General features: G+C 64.8%; 15 protein-coding genes and 1 pseudogene. 8 read left to right on the top strand and 8 right to left on the bottom strand.

Annotated elements, in window-relative coordinates:
• Positions 1-136: 136 nt before the first annotated feature.
• A complete protein-coding gene (locus HZB49_RS05365; RefSeq protein ID WP_291609471.1) occupies positions 137-1,984 on the bottom strand; it encodes an acetyl-CoA hydrolase/transferase C-terminal domain-containing protein in 1,848 nt (615 codons plus the stop codon).
• Between the two features lie 341 nt (positions 1,985-2,325).
• Here HZB49_RS05365 and HZB49_RS05360 point away from each other — a divergent pair, with 341 nt between their 5' ends.
• The 5 genes from HZB49_RS05360 to HZB49_RS05340 all read left to right on the top strand — a co-directional run bounded on the left by HZB49_RS05360 (position 2,326) and on the right by HZB49_RS05340 (position 6,593).
• Entirely contained in the window at positions 2,326-3,648 is a 1,323-nt protein-coding gene (locus tag HZB49_RS05360; RefSeq protein WP_291611094.1) for a TolC family outer membrane protein, read from the top strand.
• Positions 3,649-3,759: 111 nt separating this feature from the next.
• Entirely contained in the window at positions 3,760-4,728 is a 969-nt protein-coding gene (locus HZB49_RS05355; RefSeq protein ID WP_291609470.1) for an alpha/beta hydrolase, read from the top strand.
• 30 nt (positions 4,729-4,758) lie between these two features.
• Positions 4,759-5,181: a hypothetical protein gene (locus HZB49_RS05350; protein WP_291609469.1), complete on the top strand. Its 423-nt coding sequence runs from the start codon at positions 4,759-4,761 to the stop codon at positions 5,179-5,181.
• Entirely contained in the window at positions 5,174-6,271 is a 1,098-nt protein-coding gene (locus HZB49_RS05345; RefSeq protein ID WP_291609468.1) for a hypothetical protein, read from the top strand. Before HZB49_RS05350 ends, HZB49_RS05345 begins: the two co-directional genes overlap by 8 nt.
• Complete coding sequence (locus HZB49_RS05340; RefSeq protein WP_291609467.1) at positions 6,261-6,593, top strand: hypothetical protein; 333 nt, start codon at positions 6,261-6,263, stop codon at positions 6,591-6,593. Before HZB49_RS05345 ends, HZB49_RS05340 begins: the two co-directional genes overlap by 11 nt.
• Before the next feature lie 98 nt (positions 6,594-6,691).
• Here the strand turns inward: HZB49_RS05340 and HZB49_RS05335 are convergent, their stop codons facing one another.
• Complete coding sequence (locus HZB49_RS05335) at positions 6,692-8,287, bottom strand: FAD-binding oxidoreductase (RefSeq protein ID WP_291609466.1); 1,596 nt, start codon at positions 8,285-8,287, stop codon at positions 6,692-6,694.
• Positions 8,288-8,388: 101 nt separating this feature from the next.
• Here HZB49_RS05335 and HZB49_RS05330 point away from each other — a divergent pair, with 101 nt between their 5' ends.
• Both HZB49_RS05330 and HZB49_RS05325 read left to right on the top strand, forming a co-directional pair.
• Positions 8,389-9,102 (top strand): 3-keto-5-aminohexanoate cleavage protein, encoded by a 714-nt coding sequence (locus HZB49_RS05330; protein WP_291609465.1) that lies wholly within the window; start codon positions 8,389-8,391, stop codon positions 9,100-9,102.
• A 68-nt stretch (positions 9,103-9,170) separates the two neighbouring features.
• Positions 9,171-10,136, top strand: a complete 966-nt coding sequence (locus tag HZB49_RS05325) for an amidohydrolase family protein (protein ID WP_291609464.1) — start codon at positions 9,171-9,173, stop codon at positions 10,134-10,136.
• Here the strand turns inward: HZB49_RS05325 and HZB49_RS05320 are convergent.
• The 5 genes and pseudogenes from HZB49_RS05320 to HZB49_RS05300 form a co-directional block, all read right to left on the bottom strand.
• A complete protein-coding gene (locus tag HZB49_RS05320) occupies positions 10,124-11,014 on the bottom strand; it encodes a methylenetetrahydrofolate reductase (protein WP_291609463.1) in 891 nt (296 codons plus the stop codon). The genes HZB49_RS05325 and HZB49_RS05320 overlap by 13 nt on opposite strands.
• A 14-nt stretch (positions 11,015-11,028) precedes the next feature.
• Complete coding sequence (locus HZB49_RS05315; protein WP_291609462.1) at positions 11,029-12,435, bottom strand: hypothetical protein; 1,407 nt, start codon at positions 12,433-12,435, stop codon at positions 11,029-11,031.
• Between the two features lie 112 nt (positions 12,436-12,547).
• Positions 12,548-15,673 carry a CusA/CzcA family heavy metal efflux RND transporter gene (locus HZB49_RS05310; protein WP_291609461.1) on the bottom strand — a complete coding sequence of 1,042 codons (3,126 nt, stop codon included), beginning with the start codon at positions 15,671-15,673 and terminating at the stop codon, positions 12,548-12,550.
• Positions 15,674-15,697: 24 nt separating this feature from the next.
• The gene (locus HZB49_RS05305) at positions 15,698-16,942 is read right to left on the bottom strand and encodes an efflux RND transporter periplasmic adaptor subunit (protein WP_291609460.1); all 1,245 of its coding nucleotides are present in this window, start codon (positions 16,940-16,942) and stop codon (positions 15,698-15,700) included.
• Between the two features lie 134 nt (positions 16,943-17,076).
• Positions 17,077-18,311: pseudogene (locus HZB49_RS05300) on the bottom strand (CoA transferase).
• Between the two features lie 105 nt (positions 18,312-18,416).
• On the opposite strand from HZB49_RS05300, the gene HZB49_RS05295 reads away from it, so the two are divergent.
• A complete protein-coding gene (locus tag HZB49_RS05295; RefSeq protein ID WP_291609459.1) occupies positions 18,417-18,704 on the top strand; it encodes a hypothetical protein in 288 nt (95 codons plus the stop codon).
• Positions 18,705-18,766: 62 nt separating this feature from the next.
• Here the strand turns inward: HZB49_RS05295 and HZB49_RS05290 are convergent, their stop codons facing one another.
• Positions 18,767-19,300, bottom strand: a complete 534-nt coding sequence (locus HZB49_RS05290; protein WP_291609458.1) for a transposase — start codon at positions 19,298-19,300, stop codon at positions 18,767-18,769.
• Positions 19,301-19,359 lie beyond the last annotated feature (59 nt).

Here is a 19,359-nt window from a genome sequence, read left to right as displayed (position 1 = left end):
CTACTTTGCATGGGGTTGTTTTCGCGATTTTGTGTCCGGGCCTCGCGATGCACGGTAGGGTGGGCAAAGCGAAGCGTGCCCACCTTCACGATCATGCCGCTGAAGGTGGGCACGGCGCTTTGCGCCTTTGCCCACCCTACTTCGTCCGCCCCAGCGCCGCGCTGACCAGCGCGCGATAGAAGCGCTCGGCAAGAGTCCCGGGACGGTCCAGCCCGAGCCGCGCCAGGCATTCGCCGTCGGCCGCATCGGGCGTGCGCGTCAAACCTTCCCACAACAGCCCCGGCAGCTTCGCCGGCGTGCGTTGGGCTGCCTGCAGCAATTGCAGCGCCGGGATCAGCCGCTGCTCGGCGTCGGTGAAGTCGCTGCCGAACGGGAATGACGGCAACAGCCCCGCCTCGCGCGCCGGCTTCAGCGCCGCGGCAACGCGCTCGGGAAAATTCTCGCGATGGACGGCGGGAATCTCGAAGCCCTTCGGCAGCTTGCCGGCGTCCCTGGCCTGCCGCGCCAGTTCGTCCTGGAAGCGCGAATCCGCAATCGTCAGCATCGCCGCGATCACCTCCTCGTCGGATTTTCCGCGCACGTCGGCGACACCGTACTCCGTGACGAAGACATCGCGCAGATGCCGCGGAATGGTTTCGTGGCCGTAGGACCAGCGGATGTTGGACAGTACCTTGCGGCCGGCAAAGCGCGTCGCCTCCAGCGCCAGCAGAGCGCGTGCGCCTTCCAGCGCAAACGCCTGCGCCACGAAGTTGTATTGGCCGCCGACGCCGCTGATCACCTGCCCGCTTTCGAGGCCGTCGGAGACCGCAGCCCCCAGCAGCGTCGCCATCATCGCGCTGTTGACGAAGCGCGCATCGAGGCGCGCCCGCCGCTTCGCGTCCTCGTCGCCGTAGAGCGCATTGGTGAAGGAAACCGGCATCATGCAGATGCGCGATATCTCCTCCGGCGTCATCTCGCGCAGGGAGCGGTAGAAAGCCTTTGGTCCCAGAAAGAACGCGCCGTGCAGGATGACGCCGTCCACGGCGCGCTTGAGGATGCCGGCTCGCATCAGGCCCAGAAACGCCTCGAACACCATCTCGCTGACGCCGTAGAGGCCCGTGTCGAAGGTGCCGGTCTCGCGCGGAGCGGTGCCCGGCGCCAGCCGCGCCATGACTTCCAGGAACTGCGCGTTATGGCGATGGCGGACGATCAGTCCCTGCGCCAGTGCGTCGCCGACCTGACCGATGCCGATCTGCAGCGTGCCGCCGTCGCGCACGAGGCCCGCGGCATGCAGGCCGATGGCGTATTTGGTGTCGCTGACCGGCTCGGCCGGCGGCGCGAACAACGGGAAGTCGGTCGCGGGGCTGTCGAGCACCGCACTGAATTCATCGGCGGCCAGATCGGCAGGCCCGGGCATGAACGGCAATTCGGAGTTGACCTGCCCGACCAGCTTGAACGCGGCGCGCCCTTCGGCGCGGGTCTGCAGGATGTCGAGGGTGATATCGGTGTTGCAGCTCAGGCTGTAGCGGGTCTGGCCATCGACCACGCGCTTTGCGACGAGCTGCAGCACGACGTTCATCCCGCGCGCCAGCAGATAGGAGGCTGCATGGGTGTAGTTCGCCGAGATATAATGCTGCTGCGCGAACGGCACGTGCAGCCAGCGGCCCGCCAGGAAGAAGAATTCCATCACCCTGATGTTGGGCGGCAGCCGGCCGGCGCGCAGCGGTGCGGCGTAGGCCAGATCGGGATAGCCGCCGAACAGCCGCTCCACCAGCGGTCCGCCGAAGCGCGATTCCAGCAGGCCTCCCGGCTTCGGCTTCTCAAGGGTCAGCGCTGCCAGCAGGGTCAGGTCGATGGAAGGATCGGCGGCCGCCCGCGCATACAGCGCATTGGCGATGTGGTTGGCCTTGCCGAGCCCGAGCGGCAAGCCCACCACGAGGTTTTTCCCGACATCGCGGACGATCTCGTCGACGACCGCCTCAGGGTCGGAAAAGCGCTTTGGCATCAGGCATGAAACCCGGCAGGATGAACCCGGCGGCTCACGGAATCGTGTGGCCGCCGTCATATGCCTATAACCGATTTGCGGGTCGGATTCGTCTGTGACGAACCGGCAACAGCCAAGCACCGATTTGATGTGCAGATGTCGCGCGGCCCTTTGTCAGTGGCGGCGCTTCCCCGTAAACAGGTAGATGTGACGAAGCCGTCGGCGGGGGCGGACGGCTTTGTGGGGTTGGTTTTTTGCGGGATCAAATGGGTAGGCGTGACGCAAGCGTCGGTCACGGCATAGCAGGGCGTGTGCTTCGGTCGGGCATCTGCCTTGGCGTGATCGCCTGCGCCGGCCTTGCCATGCCCGCCGCCGCCGAGAGCCTTCCCGATGCCCTGGCCAAGGCCTACCAGACCAATCCGGCGCTGAATGCCGAGCGCGCGCGCCAGCGTGCCACGGATGAAAATGTTCCACAGGCGCTAGCGGGTTACCGGCCGCAGATCATCGCAAGTCTGAGCGCAGGCCTGCAGCAGGTGCGCAATCTGCTGCCTGACAACACGGTTCAATCGGCCTCGCTAAAGCCCTGGCAGATCGGCGTTACCGTCACGCAAGTGCTGTTCAACGGCTTCAAGACCGCCAACAGCGTGCGGGTGGCGGAGCTGCAGGTCAGTTCCGGCCGCGAGGCGCTGCGCAATACCGGCCAGGGCGTGCTGCTCGACGCCGTCACCGCCTACACCAACGTGCTCGCCAACCAGTCGCTGGTCGAGGCCCAGCGCGCCAACGTCGCCTTCCTGCGCGAAACCCAGAGCATCACCCAGAAGCGGCTCAACGCCGGCGACGTCACCCCCACCGATACCGCCCAGGCCGAGGCCCGCCTCAACCGCGGCCTTTCCGACCTCAACGCCGCCGAGGTTGCGCTGGCGATCAGCCAGGCGACCTATACCCAGGTGATCGGCAACCCGCCGGCGCAGCTGCAGCCGGCCCAGACCGTGGATCGCTTCGGACCGCGCAATCGCGAGGATGCAACGCAGCTCGCCTTCAACCAGCACCCCGCCGTGATGGCCGCAGGCTTCGACGTCGACGTCGCATCCACCACGATCCGCGTCGCCGAGAGCAGCCTGTTGCCGACCATCACCCTGCAAGGCAGCGCCAGCAAGAGCCGCGAAAACGATCCGACGCTCGGCACACGCGGCACCGACCAGGCCTCCGTGGTCGGCCAGCTGAACCAGCCGATCTATGACGGCGGCACGGCGGCTTCCCAGACCCGGCAGGCCAAGGAGCTGGCCTCGCAAAGCCGGATGGTGCTGGAACAGGTCCGCAACCAGGCCCGGACCGCGGCGATCAGCGCCTGGGTCGCCAACGAAGGCGCCAAGATCGCGGTCTCCGCCGCCGAGTCCGAGGTCCGCGCCGCGACCGTGGCGCTGGCGGGCGTGCAGAAGGAAGCCGCCGGCGGCCAGCGTACCACGGTGGACGTGCTGAACTCGCAACAGGACCTGATCCAGGCCAAGGCGCGGCTGATCGGCGCCCAGCGCGACCGCGTCATCGCCTCCTTCACCTTGCTCAGCTCCATCGGCCGGCTCGACGTCAAGACGCTCAATCTGAACACGCCGGACTATCTGCCCGACGTGCATTATCACCAGGTGCGTGACGCCTGGCACGGCCTGCGCACGCCATCGGGGCAGTGATTTATTAACTGCGCTGCGATCCGGCCTGCCGGATTTTCGTCACCGGCCGCGCGGCTTTCGCTACAAGGGACGCGATTTGATCGAACGCGATTCGCTTGTTGCGAGGCCGTCGTGATTGCCACCCTCGTGCGCTGGTCCGTCCGCATATTGCTCGTCCTGCTTCTGCTGGTCGTGGCCGCGCTTGCCGGCTTCCGCCTTGCCGCTGCTTACCGCGAAACCGGCACGCGCGAAGCGCTCGCGCCGGCGGCCGGCCGGCTGGTGCAGACCTCATCCGGCGGCGTGTTCATCCAGGAGAAGGGCCCGGCCGACGGCATTCCCGTCGTGCTGTTCCACGGCACGGCCGCCTGGAGCGAACTGTGGTGGCGCACGTCGGACGCGCTCGCCGCCGGCGGATTCCGCGTCATCGCACTCGACCTGCCGCCGTTCGGCTTCTCGGACCGGCCGGGGACATACACCCGCGCCCATCAGGCCGCGCGCGTCAATGACGTGCTCGGCGTGCTGAAGGCTGGACCGGCGATTATCGTCGGCCATTCCTTCGGCGCGGGTGCTGCGACCGAGCTCGTGATGCGCTATCCCGATCGCGCGCGCGGGCTCGTGCTGGTCGATGCCGCCCTGGGACTAACCGCGCCGCCATCCGATCCGCCGGCACTGGTTCAGCCGAAATGGATTCGCGAGTTGCTGGTGTCATCAACCATCACCAATCCGCTCGCCACAAAATCGCTGTTGCAGTCGCTGATCGCGAAGAAGGAACGCGCGCTGCCCGAATATGTCGAGATCCTGCAGCGGCCGACGCATCGCGCCGGCAGCACATCCGACTACGCCGACTGGCTGCACTACTTCCTCGACTCGGATCGATCGGCGCAAAGCGCCGACCGCACCGCCTACTCCCGGCTGAAAACGCCGGTCACGATCCTCTGGGGCGACAAGGACACGGTGACGCCGCTGGAACAGGCCAATGACCTCAAGCGCCTGCTGCCGCAGGCGACGCTGACAATCCTGCCTGGACTGGGCCATATCCCGCAGATTGAAGACCCTGCCGCGTTCAACGACGCCCTGCTCAAGGCGCTTGGAAAGCTCTAGACTTCGGACAGATTCGACGAGGCTGACAACATGGACATCATCAGACTGTGCGCCTGGGGTTACGCTGCGCTGCTCGGCTTCGTGATCCTGACCGGCTACATCCCCGCCTTCATCGACCAGAATGACATGATCTTCGGCCTGTTTCGCCGCACCTGGTATGCCGACGGCCTGCATCTCGTCTCCGCGTTGTGGGCGGCGGCCGCCGCCTTCACCTCGCGGCGCGCATCGGAACTGTTCTTCCAGCTGTTCGGCGTGTTCTATTTTGCCGACGGCGTGCTCGGGCTGCTCACCGGCAGCGGCTATCTCGATTTCGGCATCCTCATCAACGGCGTGCTCAACCTGCCGCTCTCGACACGGTTCTTCGCCAACGCTCCGCATCTCGGGCTTGGCAGCGTCGCGATCCTGATCGGCTATCTGCTGGCGCCGCGGACGCGCGCGGCCGCCCATGCTTAGGTGCTTGCGTCGCCTGCTGCGGGCGCTCATCATCTTCATTGCGCTCGCCGTCGTGCTGCCGCTCGCCTATGTCGAAGGCACCTGCGGTCCGACGGAAAACGCGGCATCGGCGGTGACACCTGCCGCCGCCCTGCCCGCCATCGACGAAAAGGGCTATCGCCGCAAGCTCGACAACACCTTTTTCACGTTCCCCGAATGGTACATCGTCTATTCCTTCGAGGACTTCGGCCGCTTCCTCGACACTTCGAGCGAAAGCCATTTCAACTATCTCGGCCATATTCTCGGCTTCTGGCGCAGCTTCTGCACCATCAACCGTGCGGTGCCGGCCACCGAATCCCGCACCGAAGTGAAGACGATGATCTACATCATCGGCGTCAGCTACTCGATCGAATACGCCATCAAGGGGGCCTACGAGAACACGATCGGCCGCCTCTTCGAATGGATCAGGGGCGAGAGTCGCACGCCGCAGGACGAATACGCCCGCGCCGTGCTGCAGGATTATGCCGCCTTCCTCTACACCATCCCCTGGTACAAATACCCATTCCGCGAAAAGCTCGATGGCTTTATGGCGATATCGACGCCAACGCCGAGCACGGCCCGCACGATCGAGCGCGGCTTCGCCCTCGGCAGCGAGTATTTGATCAAGATCGGCTACGCCTGGCTGATCCAGAAGGGACTGGACGCGTCCAGCGACGCCGAGCCGCGCGACATCATGTTCGTGGTCGCAACCTTGCCGCCGGAGGTGCTGGCGGCCGAGCCGCGCATCAAGCCGCTCCGCACGCTCTCGCCGCAATGGCAGCTGGTGCAGACACCGCGCTACAAGGATTTTACCGAGATCGTGCAGGGCCTGCTCGACCGCGGCATTGGCCTTGCGGAAATCGCGGGGAATCGCGAGATCATGATCACGGTGATCGCGCCGAAATCCGCGACGCTCGACGTCAAGGACGCCACCGAACTGTTCTCGCTCGATCTCGACGCAAGACCCGGCTTCCGCCGGGCCGGGATGAAGGCTAGGATCGACCGTCTCGTCGATATCAAACGCGAGCTGAAAGCCAGGGGTGCCAACATTGAGCACTTCTATGACTACTAGCGCCCGGCGGCGCTCGCCGCTGCGGCTCGCCGGCAGCGCTGCACTGGTCGCCTGCGGCTGGCTGACGCTATTGGTCGTGCTCACTTTCGCGGGCCCGCAAAAGACGATCGCCGTCGTCGGCCCGCAGGCGCAGGCCATTGCCGCCGTCGTGCAGGCGAAAGGCCATATCCTCGTGGCCTACGACTACGTCACCATCGCCCGCTCCGAGGAAACAGGCTTCGTCGGCCGCCTCTACGCCGCCGGCGCATTGCTGGTGCTGGACGCCGACCAGGCCGGCGGCTGCAGCGGCCTGCCGCCGAAGCGGGCGGTGGCGAAGTTGTAGCTCATTCGTAGGATGGGTAGAGCGTAGCGAAACCCATCACCTTTCGCCAAGATGGTGATCGCGATGGGTTTCGCTGCGCTCTACCCATCCTACAATCCTCACGCCCCGTACTTCTGATAGAACGTGTTGGTGAACATCCCGTCCGGATCGTACTTCCGCTTTGCCGCGAAGAACGCATCGATCTGCGGATAGGACTGCTTCAGCTGCTCGCGCGAATAGTAGAGCTGGTATGGCAGGAAGAACCGGCCCTTGTGCGCGATGGTAAGGTCGATCAACTGTTCCGTCGTCTTCTTCATCTGCCGGTTGCCTTCATCATCCGTCGCCTGGTTGATGTAGAGCACCAGCGAGAAGGCCGGCTCCGGCGAATAGGTCAGGAAGTTCTTCTCCTGATGCACCACGCGCACGGAGGCGTTCAGCAGATTGGTCCTGTTGTCGGTCATGATCTTGCGCAGGCCGTCGACAAAGGAGACGAACTGGCTGCGCGGGATGAAGTATTCGTGCAGGATGTCGGTATCCTCAGGCAACGCGTTGCGCAAATACGGCACGGAGTCGTGCATCGGATCGTTGCGGCTGACCAGGCACGCCTCGGCCGAGCCGATCGCCTGCGCCCGCGTCACCGTGCAATTCTCCATGCGGTGCTCGATGTGCTTTTCGGAGAACCACTTCATCTCCTGAAACAGCGCCCCCTGCTTGGAGAGATTGACGGTGAGCCGCCGCAGCTTGATGCCGGAGACCTCGCCGAGCGGCTTGCGATTGAAGTCGCTGCCGTCGACCCTGGTGTAGGTATAGAGCAGCATCTCCTTCAGAAAACTGCTCGGCGCAGTCGAGAGGTGGCCGTACATCAGGCCGATATTCTTGTCCTTGTCGATCTCTCCGGCAAACAATGCAGGAAATTCCCTGTAGTCCAGCATGCGCCGCCCGGTCTGGTAGACCAGGTTGTCGGCGATATCGAGCTCGGCTTCGACGATGACGCCGAACAGACCGTAGCCGCCGACCACGAGATCGAACAGCTCCCTGTTCTCGCCGGATGAGACCGTCTTCACCGTGCCGTCCGCCAGCATTACCTTCATCGACTTGACCGACTTCGCCAGCGCCCCGGCCTGGTGATCCATGCCGTGGGCATTGACCGAGATCGAGCCGCCGACGGTGAAGATGTCGGTCGACTGCATGGCGCGGACCGCAAAGCGCGGATGCAGCGCGTTCTGGATGTCGTGCCAGGTCGCGCCGGGCTGCACCGTCACGGAACGCGAAGCTTCGTTCAGGACGATGCGGTTGAAGGTGCGCATGTCGAGCACGATACCGCCGTTGCGGAACGCTTGCCCGCCCATGCTGTGACGGACGCCGGCCGTCGTTACCGACAGCTTGTTGTCGCGCGCAAAAGCCAGCGTCTTAGCGATGTCATCGACGCTGTGCACCTCGACGACACCATAGATCTCGGTCTTGTTGAGGCAGCTCGCATCGTTGATGGCGCCGCCGAGCTGCGACCACTTCACGCCCTTGAGCGGCGCAATCGCCTTGATCTTCTCCAGGTCGGCCTTGCCCTGGTCTTCGCTGTTGGCCGTTCGGCAATTCTTCTCGCCGTCGGGATCGGCCGCCAGCGCCTGCAGCTTGCGAAAACCATAGACCCCGAACAGCACGGCGAGAACGGCGACGGCAGAGACGCCCGCTTTGAATTTCGAGGAAAATTTCTGCATAAATTGATTCCAGGTGAGTGCGGGATCATCCGGGCGCGCAGGTCATTAGTCAATTCCGCGCGCTTCAGGTTCGAAACAAGCGTAAATGCGGAGTTTCCATCATGCTGCAAGCCTGTCTCAATGGCGGCCGGAAGCGGGATTTCCATCCCGCGCTTCCGCTGTCGGCCGATGAACTTGCGGCCGATGCCCGGGCCGTCATCGCAGCCGGTGCCGAGCAGATCCACCTTCATGTCCGCAGCGCAGACGGCAGGGAGAGCCTGCATCCCGACGATGTCGCGCCTACGCTCGCCGCGGTGCGGGCAGCCGTGCCCGGCGTGCCGCTCGGCCTTTCCACCGGCTGGTGGATTCCGCCAAGAGGCCGCGCGCGGCAGGATCAGATCCGGGCATGGCGGGCCCTGCCCGACTATGTCTCGATCAACCTGATCGAGGAGGATTCCACCGAGGTGATCGAGCTGGCGCTAGCGAAAGGAATCGGCGTGGAGGCCGGCATCTGGTCGCCAGCCGACGCCGAAAAATTCGTCGCCGATCGCAACGCTGGCCGCTGCCTGCGCGTGCTGATCGAGATCAACGAGCAGGATCTGGCGGTCGGCATGGAAGCCTGTCGCGGCATCACGGCCATCCTCGACCGCGCCGGCATCCGCCTGCCGCGCCTGTTGCACGGACTCGATGCCACCATGTGGGATTTCTATCGCGCAGCGCTCACCAGCGGGCTCGATGGCCGGATCGGGCTCGAGGACGGCAAGCACCTGCCCACCGGCGCTGTAGCGGAAGACAACGCCGCATTGATCCGCGCGGCGCGTACACTGGCTGCATAACCTGCTATTCTCCGCCCCAAGCGCGCACCCGACAAGCGCCGCGAAGAACCCGCCAGGGGAGAAAACCCATGCTGACGCGACGCAATTTGCTGCTCGCTTCCATCGCCGCCGGGGCCCTCATGCAGAACCGAGACGTCCTGGCAAAGGCGGTACAACCCGCCACGCCGGTCAATTTCGACATCCCTGAACATGCCTGCGATTGTCACACCCACATCCATGGCGATGTGGAGAGGTTCCCGTTCTTCGCCGGCCGCGTCTACACCCCGGGGCCGGCCTCGCCCCAGGAAATGAGCGAGCTGCACAAGGCGCTGCACATGGAGCGGGTGGTGATCGTGACGCCGAGCGTCTACGGCACCGACAATTCCGCCTCGCAGTTCGGCATGATGGCCCGCGGCGCCACCGCGCGCGGCGTTGGCGTGATCGACGACAAGACGCCGGAGAGCGGTCTCGATGCCATGCACAAGGCCGGTTTCCGCGGCATCCGCCTCAATCTCGCAACCGGCGGCACCAACGATCCCAATGTCGGCCGCGCCCGCTTCACCGCCGCCGTCGAGCGCATGAAGGCGCGCGGCTGGCATGTCCAGCTCTACACCAGCCTTGCCATGATCAGCGCGATCAAGGAGCTGGTTCTCTCAGCTCCGTTGCCGGTCGTGTTCGACCATTTCGGCGGGGCGAAGGCCGAGCTTGGCGTGGAGCAGCCGGGATTTTCCGACCTCGTCGAACTCGTGAAATCCGGCAAGGCCTATGTGAAGATTTCCGGCGCCTATCGCGCCTCGAAACTGGCGCCGGACTACCAGGACTGCGTTCCCCTTGCGAAGGCGCTGATCGCAGCCAATGCCGACCGCATCGTCTGGGGCACCGACTGGCCGCATCCGAATTCGGTGACGCCGCCCGGACGCAAGCCGACCGAGGTCACGGCGATGTTCCAGATCGACGACGGCCGGCTGCTGAACCAGCTTCCGGTGTGGGAGCCTGATGCGGCCGTGCGCAAGAAAATCCTCGTCGACAATCCGGCGCGGCTCTACGGGTTCTGAGCTGCATTCTGTGACGCCATTCGCGTCGCCGCCACCTGCATCTCCAGCCCGAAATTGCGCAGCCATTCGGCCGACTTGCGCAAGCCGCCGAACGGAAACAGGTGGAAGCCGGAAATCGGCGCGGTCGCAGCTTGCGGCGCGGCGAGCAGGCCGCGCACGACGTCGTCGGGCCCGTTGTCGGTCAGCAGCCGGCCGAACCGGCCGATCTGCCCGCGCAGCGCGCGCATCGAATTGCCGACACCGCAGCGCAGCCCGAATTTCGTCAGCGTCGCCAGCGTCGCAGGCCCCGCAAGGCCGACGTTGACGGGCAGATCGATGCCGCGGGTTTGCAGCTCGCCCATGAAGTTCAGGATCGGCGCCGCCTCGAAGCAGAACTGTGTCACGACGTCGACGCGGACGCCGCTGCTTGCTCCCCAATCGCGCCATGCGGCCAGCGCCTCAAAGGCATGCGCGCCCTCGAGATAGGGATGGCCCTCGGGATAGCCGGCCACGCTTACCGTCGTGATGCCGTGCGCCTCGATCAATCCGCTGGCCGCGACGTCGCGGCTCGACTTGAAAGGCCCTTTCGCGGCGGCGACATCGCCGGCGACCAGAACGACACGCCTGACATCCGCTTCGCGCCGTGCCCGCACCAGAAAATCGTTGAGCGCCTCGCGCGACGGCATTTCGCGCGCGGCGACATGTGGCACAGGGTTGAAGGCCGCGCGGCGCAGCGCCGCCGCGGTCTCCAAATTGTGCCGGTAGTTGTCGCCCGGCAGGAACGTGATCGACACATTGGTGCCGGCGGCGAACCGGCCGGCCAGCTCCTGCAGCTGGTTTCCGCTCGAGGAAACCTCGACCGAAGCGGAAGTGAGCAGTTCGGCGAGACGAGAGCTCATGGCCAGCTCCCCACTCAACCCGGCGCACGGCGGCGCGAAATCACATAGGTCTCGTCGTTGAACCACAGCCCGCCATGCTTGCGCACCACGCGGTCGGTGGCCTCGAGATAGCGGCCGTCTCGCACGACTTCCGACAGCCGGTCGTCCTCGATCTGCGCCACGTAGATCGCGGCGTTCCAGGCGGCGAACAGCGTCGACGTGCCGATCGGGCCGCTCACCTCGTCGGGCAGCGTATGCATGTGGTAGCGGAAGATCGCGCGTGCGTCGGACGAAGCGTTGAAATTGTAGTGCCGCGCCAAGCCGCCCAATTCATGTTTCACCTGGCGCAGGATGGCGTAGCGGTCCGTGTTGAAGGGATCGTCGTCGGGCCAGACCTGGTCGATGATCTCGATGCCGGGGTCCTTGCCGTGGGAGTGGATGCCGATCAGCCGCCCGCCGGGCCGCAGCGACTTCACCAGCGGTGTAATCACCTTCGAGGCCTTGAACTCGACGCTGACCCGCGCGCGGTAAGGCTGCGAGGCAATGACGAGATCGTAATCCGCCATCACCCTGCCCGGCCGCGGCATGATGGGATCGAGCAGGAAGGAATGATCCTCGCGCCGGATCGTCAGCACGATCGGCCGCGTATAGACCGGGTTGCCCGAGGTCGGGCTGATCCCCGCCCGCCAGTTCTCGGCGAGAAACCCTTCCAGCTCGCCGATCTGCTCGGCAAAGCCGTGCGCGGTGTTGCCCGACAGGGTGACGTCCTTCCAGATCAGCCCCTGCGCGGCAGTGGCGGAACGCGGGGTCAGCCACGGCGCTTCGCCATAATAGAGATTGGTCACGACCAGCACCGTTGCAGGATGCTCGAACAGGCGGTCGGCCATCTTCTCCAGCATCAGGCGGACGTCTTCGTAGGAGATTTCCTTCGCCACGACGTAGAGCGGCATGGTGGGGAAGCGCGCGTGCACGGCGCGCATCACCCGCGACAGCACCGTGCCGTCGCCGACGCCGGCATCGAAAATCCGCAAGGCCGGCGGCACCGGCTGCAGATTGGTCAGTTCCAGCGAGACGCGGTTGGCGATTTCGGTCTTCTCGCTGCAGGTCGAGACGAACAGCAGGTATTTCTGCCGGTTGTCGAAGAACCGGAAGCCCGGCGGCGCCACGGCTGCGGCAGGAGCTGCGCCGTTGCCCGGCCTGTGCAGCGCCGAGCCGTTGGTGGCGGGCAGATCGGGCCGGTGCGAGGTGAGATAGGCGCGCACCTTGTCGAGGGTGCCGGTGGTAATCTTCGCTCCGTCACGCAGCCGCGACACCAGCTTGCCGTCGTTGACCACCAGCCGCCCGAAGGTCGATTCCGCGGTCTGCGTCGCGCGGCAGAATTCGCGGATTTCGCCGAGAATCTGCTCGGCAGTGGCGGTGGGCTGGCGTTCCTCGATCCGCATGGTTTTCTCCCGCGGTTTCCCTTGCGCAATCAAGGAATGTCTGGGGAGGATCGTCAACCACAAACCGAGTGGGCAGGATTTGTGGGCATTCGCCCAAGCGGAATCGAGTGGATCAGCGCGCCGTACGCCGCGAGAAGCAGGAAATCAGGACCGGCAGGGTCACCAGGATCACCAGCGGCGCCAGCATCATGCCGGTGACGACGACGACGGCGAGCGGTTTTTGCACCTGCGAGCCGATGCCCTCCGACAGCGCGGCGGGCAACAGACCGACGCCGGCGACGACGCAGGTCATCAGCACCGGCCGCAGCTGCAATTCGCCGGTACGGATCACCGCCTGCATCCGCTCCATGCCCTCCTCGATGAGCTGGTTGTACTGCGACAGGATGATGATGCCGTCCATCACGGCGATGCCGAACAGCGCGATGAAGCCGATCGCGGCGGAGACGCTGAACGGGATGTCGAAGACCAGGAGCCCGAGCACGCCGCCGAAGATCGCCATCGGGATCACGCTCATGGCGAGCATGGTGTCGATCATGGAGCCGAAATTGAACCAGAGCAGCACCGCAATCAGCGCCAGGCTGATCGGCACCACGATCGACAGCCGGCGGATGGCGTCCTGCAAATTGCCGAACTCGCCGACCCATTCGAGACGCGATCCCGGCGGCAATTCCACCTGCGCGACGATCTTGTCCTGCGCCTCCTTGATGGCGCTGCCGAGGTCGCGCTCGCGCACCGAGAACTTGATCGGCAGGTAGCGTTCCTGTTGCTCGCGATAGATATAGGCCGCGCCCGACACCAGGTTGATCGAGGCGACTTCGCTCAGCGGAATCTGCGTGATCGTGCCGCCCTGCCCGGCGACGCCGATGCGCAGATTCTGGATCGCCTCCGCGCTCTTGCGATATTCCGGCGCCAGCCGGACGATGATCGGAAAATGCCGGTCGCTGCCGGGCTCGTAAAGGTCGCCGGCGGAATCGCCGCCGATCGCCACCCTGATGGTGGCGTTGATGTCGCCCGGCGTCAGCCCGTAGCGCGCGGCGCGGGCGCGGTCGATGTCGATCTGGATGGTCGGCTGTCCGAGCGAGGTAAACACCGCGAGATCGGTGACGCCCTGCACGGTCGCGAGCACCTGCTTGATCTTGTTGGCGGTGTCGGTGAGCGAACGAAGATCGTTGCCGTAAAGCTTGATCGAGTTCTCGCCCTTCACGCCGGACACGGCCTCGGAGACGTTGTCCTGCAGGTATTGCGAGAAGTTGAACTCGACGCCGGGAAATTTCTCGTGCAGCTGCACCAGCAACTGCGCCGTCAGCTCTTCCTTTTCATGGGTGCCGGGCCACTGGCCGACCGGCTTGAGCGGGGCGAAGAATTCGGCGTTGAACTGGCCGGCGGCGTCGGTGCCGTCGTCGGGGCGGCCGTGCTGCGACACCACCGATTCCACCTCGGGGCGCGCGCGGATGACCCTGCGTATCTCGTTGACGTAGGTGTTGCCCTCCTGCAGCGAGATGGTCGGCGGCAGCGTGGCGCGGATCCAGAGGTTGCCCTCTTCGAGCTTGGGCAGGAATTCAAGGCCCAGCAGCCGCGTCAAGGCAATCGTCGTGACCACGAGTCCCACCGCGCCGCCCATCACGATCTTGCGGTTGGCGATCGCCCAGCCCAGCACCGGCACGTAGATGCGGTCGAGCCATTTCACGATCCGCGTCTCGGTTTCGCGGATGTGCACGGGCAGGATGATCGCGCTCAGCGCCGGCGTCACCGTAAAGGTCGCAAGCAACCCGCCGGCCAGCGCATAGGCATAGGTGCGCGCCATCGGGCCGAAGATGTTGCCCTCGACGCCGCTCAGCGTGAACAGCGGCAGGAAGGCGGCGATGATGATGGCGGCGGCGAAGAAGATGGAACGCGACACGTCGGCCGCAGCCGACAGGATGGCGTGGTTCTTCATTCCCATCGCCGTCTCCGGCGAAATGTGGCTTTCCTCCGCCGCCGACAATTCGGTGGTCTGCGACAGCCGGCGGAAGATCGCCTCCACCATGATCACGGTGGCGTCCACGATCAGGCCGAAATCGATCGCGCCGACCGACAGCAGGTTGGCGGACTCGCCGCGCAGCACCAGGATGATCACGGCAAAGAACAGCGCGAACGGAATCGTGGCGCCGACGATCAGCGCGCTGCGGAGATCGCCGAGGAAGACCCATTGCAGCAGCACGATCAGCAGGATGCCGACCACCATGTTGTGCAGCACGGTGTGGGTGGTGAGGTCGATCAGGTCCTTGCGGTCGTAGATGCGCTCGATCTTCACGCCCGGCGGCAGGATCGAGGAATTGTTGATCTGGTTGACCAGCTTTTCGACGCGCGCGATCGTCGGCGACGACTGCTCGCCGCGCCGCATCAGGACGATGCCCTGCACGATGTCGTCGGCATCGTCCATCCCGGCAATGCCGAGCCGCGGCTTCTCGCCGACGGTCACGGTGGCGATGTCCTTGACCAGCACGGGATTGCCGCCGCTCTGCGACACCATCGTGTGGGAGAGATCCTCGATGGAACGGATCAGCCCGACGCCGCGCACCACGGCGGATTGCGGGCCGATATTGACGGTGTTGCCGCCGACATTGATGTTGGAATTGCCGACGGCCTGCAGCACCTGCGGCAGCGTCAGCCCGTTGGCGACCAGCTTGTTGAAGTCGACCTGCAACTCGTAGGTCTTGGTCTTGCCGCCCCAGCCGACGACGTCGATGACGCCCGGCACGGCGCGGAAACGCCGCTGCAGCACCCAGTCCTGCAGCGTCTTGAGGTCGAGCACGCTGTAGTTCGGCGGACCCACAAGGCGGTAGCGGAAGATTTCACCGACCGGGCTGAGCGGCGAGATGGTGGGCTGCACGCTGCCCGGCAGCGGCGGCAACTGGGCCAGGCGGTTCAACACCTGCTGCAGCGCTTCCTCATAGGTGTAGTCGAAGGAGAACTGCAGCTTGACGTCGGAAAGGCCGTACAGCGAGATGGTGCGGATGGTGCGCAGGTTCTTGATGCCGGAGACGCCGGCCTCGATCGGGATCGTGATGTAGCGCTCGATCTCCTCCGCCGACAGGCCCGGACTTTGCGTCACGATGTCGACCATCGGCGGGGTCGGATCGGGATAGGCCTCGATGTTGAGCTGCCGGAACGCCAGCAGGCCGCCGATGAAGACGGCGACGAACATCCCGACCACCAGGTAGCGGCGGTGGACTGCTAGGGCGACAAGGCGATCCATTCAGACCGGAGCTTTCGGCTATGATCAGCTGCCGGAAGCGGCGCGGTCGATGAACAGGCTGCCCTTGGTGACGATCATCTCGCCGGGCTTGAGATTGCCGAGCACCTCGACGAGATCGCCATTGGTGAGGCCGGGCTTGATCTGGCGCAGCTCGATCGACTTGTCTTCGCGCGCGACCCAGACCCGGACCTGGTCGGCTTCGTAGATCAGGGCCGTTTTCGGCACGCCGACCGCGGCATGATCGCTCGGCGAATAGATCGTGACGTTGGCGAACATTTCGGGCTTCAGCAGGCCTTCCTTGTTGTCGATGGTGGCGCGCACCAGCAGGCGGCGCGTGCCCGGATCGATCGCAGTGGCAACGTAATTGATGCGGGCAAACAGCGACCGTCCCGGCAGCGCCAGCACGGTGAAGGCGATTTCCTGCCCGATCGCGACCGCAGTGGCATCGGTCTCGCGCACGAAGGCGGTGAGCCAGACGCTGGAGAGATCGCCGATCACATAGACGGGATCGCTGGCGCCGGCGCTGACATATTGTCCGGGACCGACCTTGCGCTGGACCACGGTGCCCGCAATCGGCGCGAAGATCGTGACTTCCGGATTGATGCCGCCCTTCTGCCGGAAATTGTCGATGTCTTCCTCGTTGAAGCCGAGGATCTTCAGCTTGTTGCGCGAAGCTTCCAGCGCCGTTTGCGACGAGCGCATGTCGTTTTGCGCCTGGATCAGATTGGCCTGTGCCTGCTGGAAGTCCTTCAGCGGCACCGCCTTGCCCTCGAACAGATCGCGCGCGCGCTTGTCCTGGATTTCGGCCATGCCGAGCGCGGACTTCGCCTTGTTCATCGCCGTCATCGCGGTGATGTAATCGTTTTGCGCCTGCACGGTGTCGGCGGCTTCGATGGTGAACAGCGGCTGGCCTTTGGTGACGGCATCGCCCGGCCGCACCAGCAGCCTGGTGACCCGGCCGGCATAGGGCGAGAACACCGGCGTCGAGCGATCCTCGTCGATGGCGATCTTGCCTTCGGTGACGTGCTCGGCGCGGAAGGGCATTTCGATCGCGGGCTGGATGGTCATGGCCGCCCATTCGGCAGGGGTCGGCACATAGCGGGCCGGGCCCTTGCGCGACTGGCTCGAGACGTCGGAATGCCCGCGCGTCGGGCCGGAAAAATGCAGGAATCCATAGAGGCCGGCCGCGCCGAACACGGCCAATACCACGCCGACGACCTGCTGCTGCCGACTAAGTCCTTGTATCTTCTTTGTTATTTCGTTCCGCATGCAGTCCGGTCGTTTCCTCGAAGCCAGCAGCGACGAAATGTCTCACCGGTCCGCTAATAGTGCCCAAATCCTGATCCAGACAACCAAAAAAAGTGCAGATGGCCCCGGAATCGGTCGTCAAATTTTGTACAGGGCTAACGTGACGGCCATTGCGGCGGGTGACTGCCGAGCGGCATCGAAGGCCGCGCCCAGGATGCTGGCGTCTTCGACAGGATCGCAGACGGCTTGACGGAGCTCAGCTGCCCGAAGCCGGATGCAAGCTCCTCGATAAACGGCTTCACCGCATCACCGGGAAAATCCGGGGTTTTCAGGCCGTCGGCAAGCCGGCCGAGATTCCACAGCCATCGCCCGGTCTGCGCCAGCGATACCCGGACGTGCCAGCTGCCGCCCTCGCGCGCCTGGCGTGACTTCGCCATCATGGCGCCGAACGCCATGAAGTAGCCGGTGGCATGATCGAGCATCTGCGCCGGCAGTTCTTTCGGTCCGTCCACGCCTGCCGCCTCGCCCTCGGCGTGGTTGAAGCCGGTTGCGGTCTGCACCAGCGAGTCGAAGCCGCGCCGCTCCGCCCACGGGCCGGCATGGCCATAGGCCGACAGCGTCACAAGGACGATACCCGGACTGATCCGCGCCGCATCCTCGGGCGCAAAGCCGAGTGCGGCGAGTGCGCGCGGCCGGTAGCCTTGCGAGAAGATGTCGGCCTCGGCCAGCAGCTCGCGCAACGCGGCCCGCCCCTGTTCGCTCTTCAATTCGACGAAGCTCGACAGCTTGCCGCGGCCGTTGTCGATGGTGAGCCACGGGATCGCCGGCAGATCGGGGCCGGAGACCAGCATCACGTCGGCGCCGTGCGCGGCAAGCGTGCGGCCGGCGACCGGACCGGCGATCACGCGCGACAGATCGAGCACGCGGATGCCGCCGTCTCGAAGGCTTCCGCTTCCCATTGCATCAGTGCAGCCTGCACATCCTCGCGCTCGGCCTTGCAGTCGAGCACCTTGCAGACGGCGGCGCGGTGATGCGGGAAGTTCGTATGCAGCCGCACGAACCTCCTGTCGCCGGTCCGGTAGATTCCGGCGATGGCGTCCCATGCGGGCGGCGGCGGCTTGCCGGCGACGCGCAGGTAACGCTCGGAACGGCATTCGACCGTGGCGTGGCGCATGTCGACATTGACGTCCTGCGCCTCGCCGGAGCGCTGCTTCCAGATTTCGGCGGCGGCAAGCGCCGATGCAGCGATGCTGACTTGCGCAGCCGCGGCGACGCGAAACGACGACGGCAGCTGCGGCTCCTCGCCGGTCAACGTCACCACATCGAGCGCGGCGGGATCGCCGCCGGCCGAATTCCAGACATGGCCGAGAATCTCGCGGGGACTTTGCATTGCCATCACTCGATTTTGTGCATGATTGCTTCGAAGAAAGGTGCTCGCTTCCAGCGGCCATGCTCTAACGGTTTCGAACGATGTCCCACCACTGAAGGAGTTGCAATGGCTGCCATCGATCCCCTCACCGCGGGCGGCGTCCTGCTCGCTACTGCGCTCACCGATGCGGTCTATGTCATGTTCACCTCGGCGGTGGTGGCGAAGAAGCGCGTGCCGGCGGCGACCTGGAGCAGCATCTGGTATGTGCTGTCGTCCTATGCGGTGATCAGCTACACCGAAAACTGGATCTATGTGGCGTTCGCAGCGCTCGGCTCGTGGGTCGGGGCGTATCTCACCATCACCTTCCTGCACCGCCCGCCCGGCGGCCCGCCGGTGGGGGCAGCGGTGGAGTGAGGAGGTGGGAACAACCTAGTGAAATGCCGTAGGGCGGATTAGCCAAAGGCGTAATCCGCCGTTCAGCCGCGTTCGCCGAAATTGCCGGTCGCTTCGACATCGCCGCCCCAATCTTGCGGGAATAATCCGGCTCGAACATCTCGATGAAACGAGGAATACCGCCAATCGGAGACCCGGCTGACGAGGCCATGCTTCATGGGGTTGATATAACAATATTCGACGTGGCGCGCGAAATCGGCTTCATCGCGGATCAAATGCTCCCAGAACCGGCGCTGCCATACGCCCCGTTCATTGGGTCGAAGCCGGACGGCGTCGAATGGTTCTTCCTTGGGCAGCGCTTTCGCAAAGCGGCTCTTGATCAATCGCCATCTCGTAGAAAAGTCGAAGTCGTCCGGCGGGAGACTCCACACCGCGTGCAAATGATCAGGCAGCACGACGAATGCATCGATTGCAAATGGATAGCTTTGACGGGTTACGGAGATCGCTTCGCGCAAGGTCTCGATGTGGTCAACCAGCAGGGTCTTGCGACGGTCGCGCAAGTTGACCGTGAAGAACCAGCAGCCACCCGGAACGAATGCACGACGGTAGTTGGGCATGGGCTTTCATTTGCTGCAGTTGGTGGCGGATTACGCCTTCGGCTAATCCGCCCTACAAG

The sequence above is a fragment of the Bradyrhizobium sp. genome (assembly GCF_016219575.1).
Lineage (GTDB): Bacteria > Pseudomonadota > Alphaproteobacteria > Rhizobiales > Xanthobacteraceae > Bradyrhizobium.
This window is presented reverse-complemented; position numbering and strand designations above follow the sequence as displayed.